Origin of the sequence: Ihubacter massiliensis, assembly GCF_024125305.1 — a bacterium.
In the GTDB taxonomy this organism is placed as follows: Bacteria; Bacillota; Clostridia; order Peptostreptococcales; family Anaerovoracaceae; genus Hominibacterium; species Hominibacterium faecale.
Genome location: NZ_JAMXVH010000001.1, coordinates 4,234,593 through 4,253,496 on the forward strand (window position 1 = coordinate 4,234,593; position 18,904 = coordinate 4,253,496).

The 18,904-nt window shown below is 48.8% G+C and carries 15 protein-coding genes; 12 read left to right on the plus strand and 3 right to left on the minus strand.

Features of this window, described 5'->3' with window-relative positions; all coding sequences use genetic code 11:
- The first annotated feature begins 1 nt into the window (after position 1).
- The 6 genes from NIA71_RS19375 to NIA71_RS19400 all read left to right on the plus strand — a co-directional run bounded on the left by NIA71_RS19375 (position 2) and on the right by NIA71_RS19400 (position 7,156).
- Positions 2-832 carry an electron transfer flavoprotein subunit beta/FixA family protein gene (locus NIA71_RS19375; protein WP_148397740.1) on the plus strand — a complete coding sequence of 277 codons (831 nt, stop codon included), beginning with the start codon at positions 2-4 and terminating at the stop codon, positions 830-832.
- Positions 829-1,740 carry an electron transfer flavoprotein subunit alpha/FixB family protein gene (locus tag NIA71_RS19380; RefSeq protein WP_253021237.1) on the plus strand — a complete coding sequence of 304 codons (912 nt, stop codon included), beginning with the start codon at positions 829-831 and terminating at the stop codon, positions 1,738-1,740. Before NIA71_RS19375 ends, NIA71_RS19380 begins: the two co-directional genes overlap by 4 nt.
- A gap of 15 nt (positions 1,741-1,755) precedes the next feature.
- Positions 1,756-2,976: a CaiB/BaiF CoA transferase family protein gene (locus NIA71_RS19385; RefSeq protein WP_148397742.1), complete on the plus strand. Its 1,221-nt coding sequence runs from the start codon at positions 1,756-1,758 to the stop codon at positions 2,974-2,976.
- Complete coding sequence (locus NIA71_RS19390; protein WP_148397743.1) at positions 2,973-4,178, plus strand: CaiB/BaiF CoA transferase family protein; 1,206 nt, start codon at positions 2,973-2,975, stop codon at positions 4,176-4,178. The genes NIA71_RS19385 and NIA71_RS19390 overlap by 4 nt, the downstream gene beginning before the upstream one ends.
- 117 nt (positions 4,179-4,295) lie before the next feature.
- Positions 4,296-5,699 (plus strand): sigma-54 interaction domain-containing protein, encoded by a 1,404-nt coding sequence (locus tag NIA71_RS19395; RefSeq protein WP_227754655.1) that lies wholly within the window; start codon positions 4,296-4,298, stop codon positions 5,697-5,699.
- Positions 5,700-5,713: 14 nt separating this feature from the next.
- The gene (locus tag NIA71_RS19400; protein WP_148397745.1) at positions 5,714-7,156 is read left to right on the plus strand and encodes an MFS transporter; all 1,443 of its coding nucleotides are present in this window, start codon (positions 5,714-5,716) and stop codon (positions 7,154-7,156) included.
- Positions 7,157-7,330: 174 nt separating this feature from the next.
- Here NIA71_RS19400 and NIA71_RS19405 read toward each other — a convergent pair whose 3' ends face one another.
- Positions 7,331-7,756 carry a hypothetical protein gene (locus NIA71_RS19405; RefSeq protein ID WP_253021238.1) on the minus strand — a complete coding sequence of 142 codons (426 nt, stop codon included), beginning with the start codon at positions 7,754-7,756 and terminating at the stop codon, positions 7,331-7,333.
- 352 nt (positions 7,757-8,108) lie between these two features.
- Between NIA71_RS19405 and NIA71_RS19410 the strand changes: the two genes are divergently transcribed.
- The gene (locus tag NIA71_RS19410; RefSeq protein ID WP_227754653.1) at positions 8,109-9,002 is read left to right on the plus strand and encodes a selenium metabolism-associated LysR family transcriptional regulator; all 894 of its coding nucleotides are present in this window, start codon (positions 8,109-8,111) and stop codon (positions 9,000-9,002) included.
- Between the two features lie 107 nt (positions 9,003-9,109).
- Here the strand turns inward: NIA71_RS19410 and NIA71_RS19415 are convergent, their stop codons facing one another.
- Entirely contained in the window at positions 9,110-10,210 is a 1,101-nt protein-coding gene (locus NIA71_RS19415; RefSeq protein WP_148397748.1) for a hypothetical protein, read from the minus strand.
- A 20-nt stretch (positions 10,211-10,230) separates the two neighbouring features.
- Complete coding sequence (locus NIA71_RS19420) at positions 10,231-11,826, minus strand: amidohydrolase (protein ID WP_253021239.1); 1,596 nt, start codon at positions 11,824-11,826, stop codon at positions 10,231-10,233.
- A gap of 391 nt (positions 11,827-12,217) precedes the next feature.
- On the opposite strand from NIA71_RS19420, the gene NIA71_RS19425 reads away from it, so the two are divergent.
- From NIA71_RS19425 to yedF, 5 genes are all read left to right on the plus strand, one after another.
- Positions 12,218-13,591, plus strand: coding sequence for a sigma-54 interaction domain-containing protein (locus NIA71_RS19425; protein WP_148397750.1), 1,374 nt, complete (start codon positions 12,218-12,220; stop codon positions 13,589-13,591).
- A gap of 140 nt (positions 13,592-13,731) precedes the next feature.
- Positions 13,732-14,985, plus strand: a complete 1,254-nt coding sequence (locus NIA71_RS19430; protein WP_227754651.1) for a glycine/sarcosine/betaine reductase component B subunit — start codon at positions 13,732-13,734, stop codon at positions 14,983-14,985.
- Between the two features lie 18 nt (positions 14,986-15,003).
- Positions 15,004-16,323, plus strand: a complete 1,320-nt coding sequence (locus NIA71_RS19435; protein ID WP_253021240.1) for a glycine/betaine/sarcosine/D-proline family reductase selenoprotein B — start codon at positions 15,004-15,006, stop codon at positions 16,321-16,323.
- Positions 16,324-16,325: 2 nt separating this feature from the next.
- Positions 16,326-17,936 carry an APC family permease gene (locus NIA71_RS19440; RefSeq protein ID WP_148397752.1) on the plus strand — a complete coding sequence of 537 codons (1,611 nt, stop codon included), beginning with the start codon at positions 16,326-16,328 and terminating at the stop codon, positions 17,934-17,936.
- A gap of 603 nt (positions 17,937-18,539) precedes the next feature.
- Positions 18,540-18,890, plus strand: a complete 351-nt coding sequence (yedF, locus tag NIA71_RS19445; RefSeq protein WP_148397753.1) for a sulfurtransferase-like selenium metabolism protein YedF — start codon at positions 18,540-18,542, stop codon at positions 18,888-18,890.
- Positions 18,891-18,904: the final 14 nt, after the last annotated feature.

Genomic DNA, 18,904 nt, shown 5'->3' on the forward strand with positions numbered 1-18,904 from the left:
CATGAATATTTTAGTTTGCATAAAACCGGTGCCAGATCCGGAAAAGTACGGGCAATTAAAACTTGACGAAAAAACCAAACGGCTTGTGAGAGAAGGGATCCCCACGGTCATCAATCCATCGGACAAACATGCCCTGGAGGAAGCCATCACTCTGCGGGACTCTCTAGGCGGCAAGGTGGCGGTTCTCACCATGGCGCCCCAATTCAGCAAGGACAAATTAATGGAAGCTCTGGCAATGGGCGCCGACTGCGCCTATCTGGTATCGGACAAAGCCTTTGGAGGCGCGGATACATATGCCACATCCTATGTGCTGGCACAAGCGATCAAAAAGATTTCCCTGGAAATGGACCCGGAAAAAGACTTTGCCTTTGATCTGGTGCTGGCAGGCAACGAAAGCGCTGACGGGGCTACCGCCCATGTTCCGGCGCAAACCGCGGAGTGGCTCAATCTGCCCCATTTATGTAAGGTCAGCAAACTGGAGCTGCAAGATGAAACCGCAAAGAACCTGCGGGCATGGAAAAAAATCGATCAGGGCGAAGCCGTTTTTCAGATTGACGGACCGTGTGTGATCGCAGTCAGTTCGGAGATCAACCGGCCGAGGCTGATCAATGCCATGGGCATTATTAAAGCGAAGAAAAAGCCGCTGACCATATGGAACAATGACGATCTTTGCTTAGATGAAAAAAAGATTGGTTTGACAGGCTCGCCCACTCAGCCGGGCGAGCTGATTACTCCCGATCTGAGGAGGGCCGCTGTCAGCTTGGGAAGCGAAGCAGATAAAGCAGCCGAAGAGATTGTAAAAATTATGAAAAAGGCGGGTGTGTTGGAATGAAAAAAAGCGATATTAAAAAAGTAATGGTATACGATCAGGGTCCAGCGGATCAGCCACATCCGGCCTTCTGGCAGAACATGGCCCACCTGCAAAAGCTGCTTTTGGGGGAAACGGTGGAATTCATAAGACTCTGCTGCCCCTGCGAGAACCCGCAGCAGGCGGTTTTGTCCATAGAACCGGTTATAAAGGAAGAAAAGCCCGATCTGCTTGTCATCCCAGCCACGCCTTTGGGCGAGGAAGCGGCGCCTTCTCTGGGTATCCGGCTGAACACTGGCGTAGCGGCTCACTGTGCGGATATCGTCATCAATGGGCAGGGCCGGATCGCATATATGGTACCGGCTTTCGGCGGCAAGGTCATAGGGGAGATTTTCATACCGGGCAGCCGTCCTGCCATTGCAACGGTAAAACCGGGCGTATTTCCCTATACGGAAAAGGATACGGCTGCGTACCGGGATATCCTTTGCACGTGCGTTCCTGAGGACCGCTGTTCTGTACGCATTACAGATATAAAAGAAATTCACAACCAGCAAAGCTCCATTGAAAAAGCCAGGCTCATCTTCTGCGGCGGATTCGGTACCGGTTCTGCTGAAAACTGGAAAAAGCTAGAGGACCTGGCGCAAAGGACGGGAGGCGGGGCAGGCTGCACAAGGCCTGTGGTCGATATGGGCTGGGGACCGGATGAATACCAAATGATCGGAACCAGCGGTAAAACCGTAAGGCCGAAGGTCTATATCGGGTTTGGCATATCCGGAGCGGCCCACCATCTTTGCGGCATCAAGGACGCGGACATCATCATCAGTATCAACAATGACAAAGACGCGGAAGTATTCATGGCTTCTGATTACATAGCTGCGCTGGATGCGGGCGAAATGATCGACTGCCTGGCGGAAAAGCTGCAGCAGCGCTAGAAAGGAGCAATACATATGACGAAAATATTAGATGGAATCAGAATCATTGATTTTACTCAGGGCCACACGGGCAGTTATGGGACCATGCTTCTGGCCGATTTTGGAGCCGAAGTAATCAAGATCGAAGATCATAAAAAAGGAGGAGATGTGCTGCGGAGCAGTTTCCCAAAGAACGAAAAGGGAAGCGCCTACCACGCATATATGAACCGGGGAAAAAAGAGCATCTGCATCGACCGCCGCTCGCCACAGGGGCAGGAAATGATCCTGCGGCTGATTGAAAAAGCCGATGTGGTCTGCGACGGATTTCCCGCAGGCGAAATGGAGGCGTGCGGGATCGGCTACCAGGACGCATGTAACGTAAATCCCAATATCATCTATGCGTCCCACACCGGATTCGGAAAAACAGGGCCGCTGAGCAATACGGCCGGATGCGATCTGGCGTCGGAAGCCATCTGCGGACTGATGGAGACCACCGGTTCACCCGACGGAGACCCGACTGCCCACGGTTCGCGCATAGCCGACCAGTTCGGCGGCGTATTCTTTGCCTTCTCCATCGTGGCGGCGCTCATGGCGAGGATGGAGATGGGTGAGGGACAGCAAATCGATGTGGCTTCCTCCGACTGCATGTTCACCGCCCTGGAGGACTGTGTCGCGGAAGCTTACATGGACGGGGTTACGGAGCACCGGGAAGGAAACGGATCGAGAGCCATCGCGCCTTACGATACCTTCGAAGTCAAGGACGGGATTTTATCCACCGCCGTATCAACCAATTCCCAGTGGAAAAAATTCTGCGACGCCATGGGATTTGATGATATAAAGGATGACCCCAGATTTTCCACCAACGAACTGCGCGGGGAACATTACTACGGCAAAAACGGACTGAGAGAGAGGATCGCAAGCAAGTTTGAAACCATGACAAAGTGGGAAATCGAAGACATGCTCAGGCCGTATAACATCCCCAGCGGGCCGGGCTTCACCGTTCCCGAAGCATTTGAAAACGACCAGCTGCAAATCAGAAATATGGTGCTCCAGGTTGAGGACAAAACTCTGGGGGCGGTCAAGATGCCGGGAGTTCCCATCAAGCTTTCGGGAATCGATGATACGGATATCGGTTCAGCGCCTTTACTGGGAGAGGACACCAAGTCATTCCTTCAGCAGGCAGGATATACGGACAGCGAAATTGAAACCATGGAAATAGATGGTGTCATCATGTGCAAAGGAGGGGACAGATCATGAGACCTTTTGACGGAATAACGGTGCTGGATTTTACACAGGCGTACAGCGGACCCTACTGCGCGTTGAATTTAGCCGATAACGGAGCGCGGGTCATTAAAGTGGAGCGGGCGGTGGACGGAGAACAATCCAGGTACTGGACCCCTTATACGGAAGACGGAGAGAGCGGGTATTTTGCCCTTTACAATCGGAATAAGGAGTGTCTGGCCGTGGATTTGGGAGAGCCGGAGGGCAAGGAAATCATCAAAAAATTGTTTGCCCAGGTAGACGTGGTCCTGGAAAACTTCAAGTACGGCACCATGGACAAATTGGGGATCGGATATGAAGTGGCAAAGGAAATCAACCCGGAGATCATATTCGCGTCCATCACCGGTTTTGGGCAGACGGGGCCTTTGCGCAAGAATACCGCATATGACAATGTGATCGAGTGCATGTGCGGATTTATGGAAATGACCGGATATCCCGATGGAGAGCCGATGCGTTCCGGAACTTCGGTGGGAGATAGCTATACCGGCCTGACCATGCTGCTGGGAATCGCGCTGGCTTGTTACGATAAAAAGCGAACCGGCAAGGGCAGAAGAATCGACGTGGCCATGTTCGATACCATGTTTGCCACCATAGAGGATGCGGTTTTGGCCTACAGCCTGACAGGAGAGGAAATCAGCCGGTCGGGCAATGCCAAGCCGCGGGAGATCGTGCCTTACGATGTTTACAAATGCGAGGACGGCTCTGTGGCGGTGGGCATCACGGAGGAATCCATGTGGCCGGATTTTTGCGAAGCAATGGGAATGGCGGAATTGATCGATGATGAGCGGTTCTGTACCAATGATCTGAGATGTGAACATTTTGACGCTTTTACCCAAATCATGGTTGATTTTATGAACAATCAAAAACAGGGATGGGTACTGGATCAGCTGGCAAAATACAAGATTCCTGCGGCGCCGATTCTGGTTCCCCTGAGGACGATGGAGCATCCCCAGACGCTGGCCAGGGAGATGGTCATTGAAATCGACGATGCCAACATCGGCAAATACAAAGCCTTTGGCCATCCGATCAAGTTCAGCAAGACGCCTTGCTTCGTAAAAAAATCGTCTCCCAAACTGGGCGAAAGCACCTATGATATTTTGACCTCCCTGGGATACAGCGAGCAAGAGATTCAAAACTACGTGGATGAAGAAATCGTCAGCGTTCCCGAAGAGCATTAATTGGTGCATATAAACGAATGCAATATACTGCAAGCAGAGTATTTATTATAACAATAAATGCTCTGCTTAATATGATATAATGGTCTGACAAATAGTCTTTGCGGAAGAGGTATGAAGATGAAATATATTCAGTTTCTAAAAGAAAACTATGATTGGCTGATGGATTTTATTAATTGTATGACGGTCGGCATTTGGATTACCGATGCCGAAGGAAGGGTGATTATGGTTAATAATTCTTCAATCAGCACGGGAGGATTGGGCCGTGAAGAAATTTTGGGACGATATACGACCGAATTACTGGAGTCAGGATATATTTTATATGAATCCTCCGTATTGAAAGCGATCGAAAGCGGCCATGAAGAGAGCATCGTGCAGGAAGAGGGGGAAGGCAATCATTCGATGGCTACCAGCGTTCCGCTCTTTGACGGAGATGAGCTGGATTTGATCGTATGCGTTGAACTGGATATCACAGAGGTGATGCGCCTGAAGGGACTGCTGGAAAATCAGAAGAATATCACCAGGAAATACCGAGATGAGCTTTTAAAGTTTTTGGGCCAGAACAACACGGAAAACAATGGCAGCGAGGAACTGGTCACCTATAACGTTAACATGATCCGCATTAAAGACATGGCCGCGAAAACGGGAAAAACCGACGCAACCGTGATTATTACCGGGGAGTCGGGGACCGGTAAAGAAGTGATGGCCAATTTGATTCAGAAAAACAGCGCCAGGGCCGACGCGCCTTTTATCAAGGTTAACTGCGCGGCGATTCCCGAATCCTTAATCGAGTCGGAATTCTTCGGATATGAAAAGGGGACATTTACTGGCGCCAATGTGAACGGTAAGATCGGCCTCTTTGAATTGGCCAACGGCGGGACCTTGTTTTTGGATGAAATCGGCGACTTGCCGCTGCAGATGCAGTCCAAGCTGCTGCGGGTCATTCAGGAGCGGGAAGTGCGGAAGATCGGCGGCGAAAAGGTCATTCCGGTGGATATCCGTTTTATCGCCGCTACCAATAAAAATTTGAAAAAGGAAATGGAGAGGGGCGCTTTCCGAAGCGATTTGTATTACCGGCTGTTCGTGGTGCCGATCCATATTCCGCCGCTGAGGCAGCGGATCGAGGATATCGCTCCCATGGCCAATTATTTTATCAAGATGTTTAATGAGCAGTATAAGATGAACAAGGTGATCTGCGATGATGCCATCAAGGAATTGGAGGCCTATTATTGGCCGGGAAACGTCCGCGAGCTGAGAAATGTCATCGAGCGAATGGCTGTCAGCGGTTCCGGCGATCAGATCACCAGATTCCAAGTGAGCATGTGTTTGAACGACAATGCCGGCGCCGGCGACAATATGGGACCTGGGGCAAGAAATCAATCTCTGGGCGCCCTGCTGAAGGAATATGAGCGGGAGATCATCATGAAAACCGTGGATGAATGCGGCAGTATCAGCGCTGCGGCCAGGGCTCTTCAGGTCAATAAATCCACCATATCAAAAAAGCTGAAAGAATATGAACGTTGAGTAACGGAAGGCTTATGGATAAATTAAAAACCAGTACAAAGATCTTATATGGAATCGCCGGAATCGGAGACTCGGCATTATATAACTTTATGGGGACCTTTGCCCTGTTTTTTCTGACGACCGTGGCGGGCGTCGATCCGGCGGTCGGGGGAACCATTGTGGCGCTGGGCTCCATATGCGAGACGATCGCCGGGGCGGTCATCGGCTATGTTTCCGATAACACTGCGACAAAATATGGGAAAAGGAAACCCTTTCTTCTGGCCGCGGCCTTCCCGCTGACAATCATAACCTGCCTCTTTTTTGCCAATTTTAATATGGGCATGACCGTTAAGATTTTGTACTATGGGGCCATGATGGTTATTTTTTGGACGTTTTTTTCTGTTTTCTTTGTGCCTTATTTGGCCTGGGGCGCTGAGCTGACTCAGGACTATAATGAAAGAACCGTGCTGCGGGGATACGTCTATTTCTTCAACATGGCGGGAGTGACCATTGGCATGATCCTGCCCAACCTGATCGTGGACTGGCTTGGCAGCCAAGGCTTCTCTTTAGGCGCCAGCTGGCAGATCACGGCTGTTTTCTGCGGCGTGTGCGCAGGAGTATCCATTTTTATCGCCGCTGTCGGCATCAAAGATCAATTTGAGCGGAATTATCAAACAGCAGGGAAAGAAGCGGCGCACAAAGCCAGAACCAGTATGAAGTCCCTGGTTCGGGCTTTCAAAGACATGCTCGGCAGCTATTGGGAAATCATGAAAAGCAAAACGGTTTTGTGCATCCTAGGCGCCAGTGTCTTTTATCTGATCGCTTACGCCATTTTCTCCGCGGACAGAATGTATTTCCTAACCTATAACATGAAATTCTCACCGGGACAAATTACTGCGGTCCTTGCATTCCTTACCTTCTCGCCCCTGGTCTTTTTGCCGCTGATCATAAAACTAAGCAATCGATGGGATAAACGATCTCTGTTTCTTTACGGAATGAGTATCAGTACCGTGATGATGCTGCTATATGGGGTTATGGGCATTCATTCCATGGCGGGTATTTTCTTGTATTCCTTTCTGTATTCCATCGGAAATATTTGTTACTGGCAGCTGATTCCCTCGATGATCTATGATGTTTCCGAAGTGGACGAACTGATTTACAATAAGAAGCGGACCGGGCTAGTGATTTCGCTGCAGTCCCTTTCCGAGTCTCTGGCAAACGCCGTCGGTGTGCAGCTTTTGGGCATTATGCTCAGCGCCGCGGGCTTTGACGGAGAAGTGGGGGTACAAGCGGATACGGCATTGCTCTGTACCCATCTTTCCTTTACGGTCCTGCCGGCTGTTTTCATGGGAATATCCATTTTGATGATTGTGAAATATCCGGTTACGAGAGCGGTTTATGATCAGGTTTTGGCCGCGCTCAAGGCCAGGGAGGCAGGAGAAGATGTGGATATGGAGGCGTTTGAGAGATTGAGATGAAGGCTTGGGCTGGTCCTCAGGAAATGAAGTTACGGTAAACCAAAAAGCATGCCAGCTCAGTGGGCAGCCCCGTTTATTATCACAAAAACCCAAGCCCCGCGCTGGGGCTTGGGCGATGGTATTCAGAGGCAGGGTGATAGCCGTCTGAACAATTGGCATTGGGAACAAATCTATCTATGCCTCGTCTATTACAAAGGTTGTATCTCCCTTCACCACTAAAACAGGTTCGTCGAATACTTCTGAACGATCGGTTTTCTGGTCGTATTCAGAGGTTTTGTACATTTCATACCCATATATTCTGGATCTGCTGCCGTGCTTGACAAGCCATACAATCACTTCTACGGCGTCCAGCATGTGAACCGGCTTTAAAATGTTTGCTTCCGTGTGGACGAATAGGCCGCCGTCCCCGTCATCCCGGATATTGCTCAGCTCGGTAACACAGTCAATGCACTTTTCCATCAATTTGCATCCTGAGATCATTTCTCCCGGATAATGCATATCCTCGCCGTTGATCGACATTCTGAATTTTAATTCCGTTACATCTCTGCCCTTCTTTACTTCACTTAATAAAGCCCTTTTTTCAGCTTCTACTTTTGCCATAATCGTGTCCTCCTTATTAATCATTTATCGGTTGGTTGTGTACTGCTTATAATATACGCATATATGGTGCCAACATTTTATAAAAATAAGCTGTTGAAATTTCAATGGTTAGATAGGATGGGCCGCTGTGACGGTCCTGTTTTCGTTGCCATACGGCAACGTCGTTGCCGTATGGCAACGATGGGGGAATGATGCCGGGAATGGAAAAACAGGCCGGCCGCATCCATGGACACGCGGTCCGCCGGATCTTGCTATGTATACAAAATTCTTTGAAAATCCAATATTGAATTAATTGGTAAATCGTGGTAGCATGAAAACACAAACCGCCATTTTAAGGGAAAAGGGGAGAAACATGGATTTCAGACAAATCGAAGCTTACGTCAATGTCGTAAAGCAAAAGAGCTTTTCAAAAGCCGCCTATATTAGCAATGTGAAGCAGCCGACCATAAGCGCGCACGTCAACGCTCTGGAGAAAGAAATGGGAGTCAAGCTGATCGACCGGACCCATCGGGAAGCCAGGCCCACACCAGAAGGCCAGTTGTTTTACGATTATGCCATCAACATGATCAATCTGAGAGAGACCGCCACTTACTCCATAAAAGGTTTTCAAAAAAATATTAACGGATTAATCCGAATTCATGCGTCTAATTTTCCTGCAGAATACATCTTGCCCAAACTGATCAAATCCTTCAGCGATCTCTATCCCAACGTTAAATTTCAAATTGAACAGTACGACAGCAAACAGGTTCTGGAGAACATGCTGGAAAACAAGGCCGAAATCGGTTTTACAGGAGTAAAAGGCAGCTACGGTCTGGCCTATATCCCACTATTTGAAGACGAACTGGTGGTCATCGCCCCAAAAGACAAACAATACGAGGGGCTGATCAAAGAGCCGATTAAGGTGTCTGAGATCGCAGACTATCCGCTGATTTTCAGAGAACAGGGCTCAGGCACAAGAAAATTATTGGAGGCCATCTTGGTGCGCGATGGGATACAACTGGACGAGCTCAATGTGGTGGTGACGGTGAATAACAATGCCATGCTGAAACGATTCGTGAAAAGCGGAATGGGGGCAGCGATCATTTCTAAATGCGCGGTGGAAAAAGAAGACAAAGACTTCTTCCATGTCATAGAGATTGACAATCTGGGGGTAAAAAGAAAGTTTTATCTTACCTATAATAAGAAAATAACAGGTACACCTACAGTGAATCTGTTTAAATCCTTTGTGGAAGATGGATTTAAATAGGGGCAGGGAAGGCACTGCAACAAGAAAACAGTACAAAAAAAGAGGACGGGCTATCGCATTTTTGATAGCCCGTTCCTCCTTTAAGAAGGTATATGTCAAAAGAGTATCTAAGCTGCTGTTTTCTTGGAGTTCTTCTTAGCGATCCGAAGAACAACCTTGACGGCCACCAGGAGAATGAAAATGATTCCCACATAACCGTTGATGACATAGATGATATTGAGCAATTTATTGAACGGCAGCAGCAGCGCCACCGCAGCGCCCAGCAGAGCCAGAACGACAATGACAAGCTTGCCTTTGGTCGTCTTTTCGTCTACGAATCTGGTTGCCGGACTGTAGAGAAGGGGCACGGCCGATGAATAGATACCGAACATGATAATGATTGCGAAGACAGCGCCCAGCGCGGGACTCAGGTTGGCGGCCAGCGTGAGGATTGGAATCTGGGAACCTTCCATGGATTCCATATTGGCAAACATGGCCAGCACCACGATGAGAGCCGTTACTGTGAACAAGGCCACGCCTAAAATCTGGCCGTAAGCGGCCTGCTTGAAGCTTTTCAGCGTCTTGCCGTAAGCCGGCAGAAATGCTACCATCCACAGGATGCCGAAGCCCAAATAATTGAATACGGACATGTACCAGGAATCGGCCGGTTTGACCAGATCCAAATCCGCCGTAAGGGCCATACCTTCTTTAATGGACAGATCGCCCATAAAGATATTGGGAATACAGATTAAGATGGTGATTACGATCAAGGCCGGTCCGATTTTGCCGATGATATCTGCGATTCGATTGAGTCCAAGGGTAACGGTCAAACCTCCGGCAACGGCCAGTATGACAACGCCGACCCAGGTCGGAAGCCCATAGTGCTGATTCAGGGTAGCGCCGGCGCCGGAACACATGACGATGAACGACATATAGACAAACAGGTTTGTAAAATAGTCGTAAAAGGTACCGATATATTTGCCGCAGTAGTACTTATAAACACCGTCTTTTGTTTCAAACTGTTCTCTGTATCCGGTTGTAATGAATTCGGTGTCCATCCATGAACCGATGATAAAATATGCGATCAGAGCTGCGAACGCGCTGACGCCGTATGATGTGAAATATTGCAGAACCTCTTGTCCCGTAGCAAATCCTGAGCCGATGGCAAAGGCGATATAAGTGCCGGCGACCGTTAAAATTCCTCCCAATGATACTTTGTTTCCACTCATAGAAATTCTCCTTATAATAATTATGCTTCATATACGATATTGCCGTCCATCATGGTCATCATCACCGGCATGGCAAACATTTGATCCCGGTCAGAAATGATTTGGAACGGATCTTTGCACAGAACAACCACGTCGGCCAGTTTACCCGGTTCAAGGGTACCCAGCTCATTCTCTTTACCGCATGCGTATGCGGATCCCAGGGTGTAGTTTCTGAGAGCTTCATGAAGGGATAACTTTTCCCAGGGGTTGTAGCCGCCTTGGGGTTCCAGCTGATTGGTAAGCCGGTTCACGCAGCGGAATAAGCCTCTAAATGGGGTAAAATCCACAACCGGATAATCAGTTCCAAATGCCATATGGGCACCGGTATCCAAAATGGATTTAAATGCCCACATATACTTCATCCGTTCCTCACCGATCAAATGGTGGAAGGGATGGGTGCTGTAGTGGGTGCGGGGGGAGTGTTCAGGCTGAACGGACGCGACCACTCCCAGTTCCTTGAACCTGGGAATATCCTCCGGAACGATCATTTCAATATGCTCGATGGCATGGCGCATATCCCGAAAACCGTTGGCTTTGCCGGCCTCTTCAAAGGCATCCAGGGCAAGATGGACCGCTCCGTCGCCGCAGCAATGAACCCGGCATTTGACATTCATCTCGTCCAGCTCCGTGACTCTTGCGATGAACTGATCTCTGGGAACCAGCGGCTTGCTGACAAACCCCGGTTTATCCTCATAAGGCGCTGCCAGAAAACCGGTGTAGCCCATAGGAGTACCGTCCAGGAACTCCTTCACTCCGTTGAAGGTAACCAGCGGTCCGGTGAATTCCTGTTCCAGTGCCTTGATTTTTTCGTTGGATTCCATCATGGCTGCGGAAAAGTTGATGCGGACGGGCAAATCCCCCGACTGCTGAAGGATGCGGTAAGCTCCTTCTCGGATAATGCCGTGGAGAGGCAGATCGCCTACTGAAGTGATTCCCAGACTGTTGGCCATTTTTGCAAAGGACCTGGTAAAATCCGCGATCTTTTCGTCAGAAATTTGATCAAAGATGATCTTTAATAAAGGAGCAACGGCAAGCTCATGAACATATCCGGTCAGCTCACCATTTTCGTCTTTCACATATTCCCCATTGGGCGGATCGGGCGTGTTCTTATCAATATGAAGCCTTCTTAACGCCTCGCTGTTGAGCCATGCGCCGTGGCATTCCTTATTCAAAGAAAACACGGGCGTTTTTGGAAAATAGCGGTCCAGAGTTTCCTTCGTAGGAAGCTTTTGTCCCGGCCAGACGAAATGATCCCAGGCGCCGCCCAGAATCCATTGGTCCGGATCCTTGTCTTTGTTCCGTTCATATAAATAGCGCGCCGCATCTTCTTCCGCGGCTGTGCGGCGAATGGTGCCAAAGTATTCCATCATAGCAGCCATAGCCATATGAACATGATAATCGTTGAAGGCAGGCATCAAAAATCCATCGGAATAATCCAGAATTTCATCCGCCATGGCCTCATCCCAATCCTTTGCCGGAATAAGGGCGCTGATTCGATTGCCGTCAATCAGCAAATAACCGTCAACCAACACATCCGAAAGGGACGTATAAATCTTCTTACATCGAATTGCTTTCATCGTTCACCTCCATTTTTCGTTGCGTATTGAGAGAACTGTCGACATGCTTCTTCTCCACAATAAAGATATGCATATTGCGTGCCAGTTCCAGAAAATTCTGAAATAAAACAATTAAAAGCCCATGATTTCAACGATTTTAATATTATTGATTTTTTCAATAGTAAAATAATTAATAGTGATATATAAAATAGTTTGAAAATTGCCATGAATTTTTGGTGCAATTGTGCAACAAATGCAAAAATGCCCTATGAGCTGTTTCGGTAAAATACAAGTGGAGATCCATAGATGAATCTGCTAGGAACTTCAAAAATATATTGATTTTTCTAATACTTAAGACTATGATAAATTCAAGAAACCAATAAGTTGATACTTCTTTATAAAGGAGCTTTTTATGGATTTCAATAAATTTTCGGATGAAACGAAAACGTGTATAAGTGCCGTAATCGAATGCATCGATGACGGCATCTTTATAACCGACGGAACGGGTACGGTGGTTGAGCTGAACAAAAGCGCGCTGGGATGCCAGAGCAGAGAACAGATTATTGGAAAAAATATGCGCCAGCTGATTGAAGAGGGGATTTATGAAGATTCTCTGGCCCTGCGGGTCATCAAAGAAAAAAAGCCAGTCAGTATGGTCCAGCACGAAGAAACCGACATCCTGACCACCGCCATCCCCCATCTTGAGGACGGCCAGGTAAAAATGGTCGTGTGCTGTGAACGGGAAGTTTACGAGCTGGATGCTTTGCGCCAGGAATTGAAAGAAAGCAGAGCAAAAAATTTGCAATACGAGCAGGAACTGATGTATTTGCGAAAGAATGCAACCAGGGATGTGGGCATTATTGCAGAAAGCACCCAGATGCACGATGTGATCGAGCTGGCGCTGACGGCGGCCGAGTACGATTCCAGAGTTTTGCTCCAGGGTGAAACGGGAACCGGAAAAGAAGTGATCGCCAAGTTGATCTACCGCAACGGCAAACGGATGGGCAAACCTTTCGTCGATGTGAACTGCGGGGCCATCCCGGAGAACCTGCTGGAATCGGAGCTGTTCGGATATGAAAAGGGGGCTTTTACCGGAGCGAGGGAAGAGGGAAAGAAAGGCGTGTTTGAACTGGCTGACGGCGGTGTTTTGTTCTTAGATGAAATCGGAGAAACATCCATCCCTTTTCAAACCAAACTGCTGCGCTGTATACAGGAAGGTGCCGTAACCAGAGTCGGCGGGGTCAGAGCCGTCCCGGTGGATGTGCAGATCATCGCGGCCACCAATCGGGATTTATTGAGAGAAGTCAAGGAAGGGCGGTTCCGGGAAGACCTGTATTATCGATTAAACGTGTTTCCCATTGAAATACCGCCGCTGCGCCAGCGAAAGAGCGACATTGTTTCGCTGGTGTATCTATACGCTTCCAAATTCAATGACAAGCATGGTACGGACAAAATGTTTTCCAGGGAAGCGCTGGAAGCGCTGCAGAATTACAGATGGCCGGGCAATGTGAGAGAGCTGGCCAATGTGGTGGAAAGGCTGATGCTCATCAGCAAAAATAAAATTATCAAGGAGGATGAGCTGCAGTTTTTATTCTTTGCAGAGAATTCCCCGGAGGAACAGGAGCTGACAGAATCCTCGCTGGAAAAACATGTGGAACGCATCGAAAAAGAGGTGATTTCCAAATATCTGATGCGATATAAGCGGCGGGCGGAACTGGCCGATGCGCTGGGCATATCCATCGCCACTTTAAACAGAAAGCTGCGAAAATACGGATTAGGCGACTAGAGAGATTAGTGCAGATTTGATTGAAATCGATCAAATCTGCATTGTTTTTTTGTGCCTTTTTACCTGAAAGCATGTAATTTCAACGTTATGAAGATGGCACGGTTATTGCGATTCTTAATGGTATGGAAGGAGGAACTGTAATGAACAGCATGAAATTAGAGTTGGAAGTGATTGAAATCAAAGATATCCGGTTTGATCGCAAAACATCGGTGAAAGATCATGTTCTTCATATTAATAAAGAAGAATTGATCAAGTATCTGCAGGACCCTCGCTTGCAGAACATCGACATCGACTTGGCAAGGCCGGGTGAATCGGTACGCATTATTCCGGTAAAGGATGTGATCGAACCGAGGATCAAGGATGATGGAAAAGGGGGCAGCTTTCCCGGGTTCCTGGGGGATTACGAGGGCGCCGGCGACGGGAAAACCATCGTTTTGCGGGGATGCAGCGTGGTGACTACCGGGAAAATCGTTGGTTTTCAGGAAGGCATCATCGATATGTGGGGGCCCGTAGCCCGGCATTGTGCGTTTTCCGCGCTGAACAATGTGGTTGTCAAAGCAGACCCGCAAGACGGCATCGAACCTTCGGACCATGAAGCCGCGATCCGGGTCGCCGGACTCAAAGCAGCCCACTACCTGGCAAAGGCAGGACTTCAAGGAATTGCAGATAAACGGGAGGTCTACCAACTTCCGCCGGTTTCCAAAGAACTGCCCAAAGTGGCGATCATGTACATGACCATTGCCCAGGGGCTGCTCCATGACAATTATGTTTATGGGGTCGATGCGAAAAAACTCCATCCGACCCTGCTTCATCCCAATGAATTGCTCGACGGCGCCATTGTCAACGGCACGTGTGTGGTGGCCGCTGACAAACAAACCACCTACCGCCACCAGAACAACGCCCTGGTAAAGGAGCTGTACGCAAGGCACGGCGTTGATTTGGATTTTGCCGGTGTGATCGTCGTTCCGGTAAGGCCGGAGTTAAAGGAAAAGGAGCGGTGCTGCAGCGGGGCTGTCAATCTGGCCAGAACCATCGGCGTTGAGGGAGTGATCATTCCCGAAGAAGGGGGCGGAAACCCGGAAGCCGATCTGATGATGACATGTAGAGCCTGTGAAAAGCATGGTATTAAAACCGTTCTTATCATTGCCCTGGAGGATCCCCTTGCCGATACAACCCCAGAGGCCGATGCGGTCATCGACGTGGGCAATGACGATGAAGTACTGACCCTGGAACCGGCAGAAAAGGTGATCGGATATGAAGAACAGATTCAACTGCTGTCAGGGGCTCCAGAGAACTGTATCGCAGATGACGGAAGGATCCGCATCCCCTTGTACGTTATAACCGGCCTCCATGGAAGTCTGATCGGCTCCCATGTGAAAGGCGTGGCTTATTGATAGAAAGGCGGTGAGAAGATGAAGGTTGTACATTATATCAATCAATTTTATGGGCAAATCGGAGGCGAAGCGGAGGCTTATTATCCGTTGGAGGTAAGGACAGAACCCGTTGGCCCAGGAAAACAGCTGCAAGCCATGCTGGGAGAAGATGGCCGGATTGCAGCGACCGTGATCTGCGGAGATAATTATTTTAACGAAAACATGGAGACGGTAAGCCGCCAGATCGAGGAGATCCTGAAAACGTATGATGCTGATCTTTTGATAGCAGGTCCGGCTTTCAACGCGGGCCGATATGGGGTCGCCTGCGGGGCCGTCTGCAAGATCGCATACGAGATGGGTATCCCGGCAGTGAGTGGAATGTACAAGGGCAATCCGGGAGTCGAAATGTATCGGAGATACGGCTATATTCTCTCCACAGCCGACAACGCCCGGAGGATGAAAGAGGCCCTGGAAAGCATCTGCGGCCTGACAAAAAAACTGATCCGTGGAGAGCTGCCTGCCGCGCCCGATGAAGAGGGCTATTTTGAAAGGGGCTTGCGCAGAAACGTATTTATGGAAAAGAACGCGGCCCAAAGGGCAGTTGATATGCTGATGGCCAAAATGGGGGGCAAATCGTTCATCACGGAACGGGAGATGCCGGTGTTCGAGAAGTTTGCGCCCAGTCCGGCCATCCAGGATATGAAGCAGGCTACCATTGCAGTTATGACCAGCGGCGGCCTGACGCCCAAAGGCAATCCCGACCGGCTGGAAGCCTGCAACTGTACCAAGTATAAGATGTATTCTCTGGAAGAGGATTACGGAGGAAAAGGGATCACAAAAGGCCAGGTGGTACACGGCGGGTACGATCCTGTATACGGCAATGCTGACGGAAACCGGATCCTGCCGGTGGATGCGCTGGTTAAGCTTGAACAAGAAGGCGTGTTCGGCAAGCTCTACGATTACACCTATGTTACAGTGGGAAACGGCACAGAGGTTGACCGGGCGGCCGACTTCGGCGACAAAATCGCTGAAGAGCTGAAAGCGGGCGGCGTTGACGGTGTGCTGCTGACTTCCACCTGAGGAACCTGTACTCGTTGCGGAGCAACGATCGCAAAACATATTGACGCGGCAGGAATTCCCATCGTGCATATTTGCACCGTCACCCCTATTTCCATTACTGTGGGCGCCAACCGGGTCGTTCCAGGCGTTTCCATCCCTCATCCCGCAGGCAATCCCAACGCCAGCCGGGAAGAAGAATTCAAGATCCGAGAACGGATTGTCAGGACGGCCCTTAAAGCGCTTGAGACCGATATAACGGAACAAACGGTATTTCCAGTGGAATCCAATCAGGAGGTGTGAACATGAACGAAAAGAAGAAGGGAATCGTGATCGATAATAGTAAAATCAAACGGCAGGATGTAAAACTGTTCACCATGGTCTTTATGATGTACGCATTCTGCAGCGGAGGCGCCTTTGGCATCGAAGAGATGATACCGGTGGCAGGCCCGGGAATGACCTTGCTGCTGCTGGTTTTGATCGCGCTTTTTTGGGCAACGCCCCAGGCGTTCATCTCAGTAGAGCTGGGTTCGGCAATGCCCTTTACCGGCGGGTTTTATAAATGGGTCCAGGCAGGTTTGGGAGAATTCTGGGCCTTTACCGCAGGATGGTGCCGGGTCATCGCCCAGTATGTGGAAAACGCTTCTTATATTATTCTCAGCGTCGGATATCTGAGCACGCTGATTCCCATGAGCGAGGGCGCGGCCTATATGGTAAAAGTGGCAATTGTATTATTCTTTACGGCCATCAACCTCCGGGGAATCAGGGAAGTTGGCTGGGTAAGCACGGTTCTTTCTCTGACGATCTTGATCGCTTTTGCGGCTGTTACGGCCGTGGGATTTGTCAATTGGGACACCAACCCCATCGTTCCTTTTTATAATGAAGAGGAAGGCCTGTTCTGGGGAATTTCCGGCGCCCTTGCCATAGGGATGTGGATGTATTCCGGCTATACATCCGTTTCTACCCTGGCAGGAGACTGCAAGGATCCGACCGTTGTTCCCAAGGCACTGATGATCGGACTGCCGCTCATTACCGTTACTTATCTCCTTCCCACCATGACAGGCGTATCAGCCATCGGAAACTGGCAGGACTGGGGTCCTGACAGCCTGAACTATGGAACGGTAGCGGCGCTGGCAAGTCCGATTTTTGGCTCTTTTATGATGCTCGTCGCAATATTCGGATGTTTGTCCTGCTACAATTCCTGTATGATTTCCTTATCGAGAAACTTTTACGCCATAGCGGAAGATAAGCTAGCACCCAAAATTTTGACAAAAGTAGATAAAAAGAGAGGCGTCCCCTATATTGCCATTTTGACCATCGCGGTTATTTCCATTATCGGATGTTCCATGGACTTTTCCACCGTGGTCACCATGTCGGTAACGTTATTTATGGTCGACTATGTGCTGGTCTGCATTGCGGGCATTATGCTGAGAAAGAAGGCTCCCGATTTGGCAAGACCCTTCAAGCTTCCTTTCGGAACAAAAGGGGTGGCGCTCTTCGTAAGTCCTGTATTTGTTGTTGCTTTCATCGCCCTCATGATCAATGGAGCCGACTATTTCCTGGGAGGAATTATCGGTGTGGCTGTTATTCCTATCCTTTACGTTTACTTTAAGAGACGAAGCGGCGGACTGGCCACTTTGGGTTACAGCGAAGAAAAGATCAATGAAAAGACCAAGATGTGCTGCGGAGATTTAAAGCGGATAACCAAGCTGTTCGGGGTGTTTTCTGTGTTGGGCCTCATTGGCAGCTTCTTTATCCCTTTTTATGAAGGTTCCTGGGGGCCGGAATATTATATGGAAGCATACGGACCTGAAAATGCCTATACTTTTATCATCACGGCAATCCGGGCGATGACGGCCCTTTATATCGCAGCGACGGCAGTGCTCTACGGATTGTCGAAGAAATACGAACAATAGGCCGGTACAGCGGGGGGGGGAATGTTCATTTTTACGAGAACGAGGTCCCTTGCGTAAAAAAGAAAAAAATCATGTAAAATTTACGCTTTTTTCAACGACAAAGCCTTCTTAAATTAGACTTGAAGCAGGATTGTTCCATTTTCCTAAAACTGAGGCCCCGCAAACCCACAACTTTGCGTAAATTTTAAGGATTTTCACAAAAGTTTTCCCAACACTTGCGGGCGGCTCAGCAATCTAATTCCAGTACCGCGGAATACGCTGCAGATTGAACGAAGTGGGTTAGCAAAGGTCTAGTGAACAAAAATAAAATAAAAAACCGACCCGTGACTAAGAGGTCGGTTTTTTTGGCATTGTATCGATCAGTAATTCTTTTTCTGTCTTGCGCTTATCATAGCAAAGATTGGGGCAGAATGGAAATCGCAAAACCGGATGGATTCTTTGACCGGCATAGAAAAGATCAATGGGTATAAACGATAGTAAAAATGAATGCTTTTGAAGATATGAATAGAAAAAGTCTATATCTCATGCGGGCGATTGAAATGAGTGGTTTGACAAGCTTATAATGGAAAAAGAACTTAATCCCGATAAAAAGAGGTAATAAGAATGAGTGAAACCAAGAAAATCGCGATCATGATCGCTGCGGACGTTATTGGAGCCGGCGACGAAGAGCTGGGCCATAACTTGATGAAGAGCTACATCTATTCTTTGACAGAAGCCGATGTGAAGCCCGAGACGATCATGTTTCTTAACAAAGGCGTCTATCTGACGACCAAGAATTCACCGGTGCTGGATTTGATTAAACAGCTGGAAGCAGACGGCGTTGAAATCCTTTCCTGCGGAGCATGCCTTGATTTTTATCAATTAAACGATGCGTTAGAAGTGGGAACGGTGACCAACATGTATTCGAACGTTGAAATTATGCATGAAGCTGATAATACAATCGTTATTTCATAATTTGCCCGCAAGGG

Excerpts from the sequence above, each read along its gene's own strand:
- NIA71_RS19440 (WP_148397752.1), top strand. The coding sequence starts at position 16,326 with ATGAACGAAAAGAAGAAGGGAATCGTGATCGATAATAGTAAAATCAAA.
- NIA71_RS19380 (WP_253021237.1), top strand. The coding sequence starts at position 829 with ATGAAAAAAAGCGATATTAAAAAAGTAATGGTATACGATCAGGGTCCA.
- NIA71_RS19385 (WP_148397742.1), top strand. The coding sequence starts at position 1,756 with ATGACGAAAATATTAGATGGAATCAGAATCATTGATTTTACTCAGGGC.
- NIA71_RS19420 (WP_253021239.1), bottom strand. The coding sequence starts at position 11,826 with ATGAAAGCAATTCGATGTAAGAAGATTTATACGTCCCTTTCGGATGTG.
- NIA71_RS19415 (WP_148397748.1), bottom strand. The coding sequence starts at position 10,210 with ATGAGTGGAAACAAAGTATCATTGGGAGGAATTTTAACGGTCGCCGGC.
- NIA71_RS19405 (WP_253021238.1), bottom strand. The coding sequence starts at position 7,756 with ATGGCAAAAGTAGAAGCTGAAAAAAGGGCTTTATTAAGTGAAGTAAAG.
- NIA71_RS19390 (WP_148397743.1), top strand. The coding sequence starts at position 2,973 with ATGAGACCTTTTGACGGAATAACGGTGCTGGATTTTACACAGGCGTAC.
- NIA71_RS19375 (WP_148397740.1), top strand. The coding sequence starts at position 2 with ATGAATATTTTAGTTTGCATAAAACCGGTGCCAGATCCGGAAAAGTAC.
- NIA71_RS19425 (WP_148397750.1), top strand. The coding sequence starts at position 12,218 with ATGGATTTCAATAAATTTTCGGATGAAACGAAAACGTGTATAAGTGCC.
- NIA71_RS19400 (WP_148397745.1), top strand. The coding sequence starts at position 5,714 with ATGGATAAATTAAAAACCAGTACAAAGATCTTATATGGAATCGCCGGA.
- yedF (WP_148397753.1), top strand. The coding sequence starts at position 18,540 with ATGAGTGAAACCAAGAAAATCGCGATCATGATCGCTGCGGACGTTATT.
- NIA71_RS19410 (WP_227754653.1), top strand. The coding sequence starts at position 8,109 with ATGGATTTCAGACAAATCGAAGCTTACGTCAATGTCGTAAAGCAAAAG.
- NIA71_RS19395 (WP_227754655.1), top strand. The coding sequence starts at position 4,296 with ATGAAATATATTCAGTTTCTAAAAGAAAACTATGATTGGCTGATGGAT.
- NIA71_RS19430 (WP_227754651.1), top strand. The coding sequence starts at position 13,732 with ATGAACAGCATGAAATTAGAGTTGGAAGTGATTGAAATCAAAGATATC.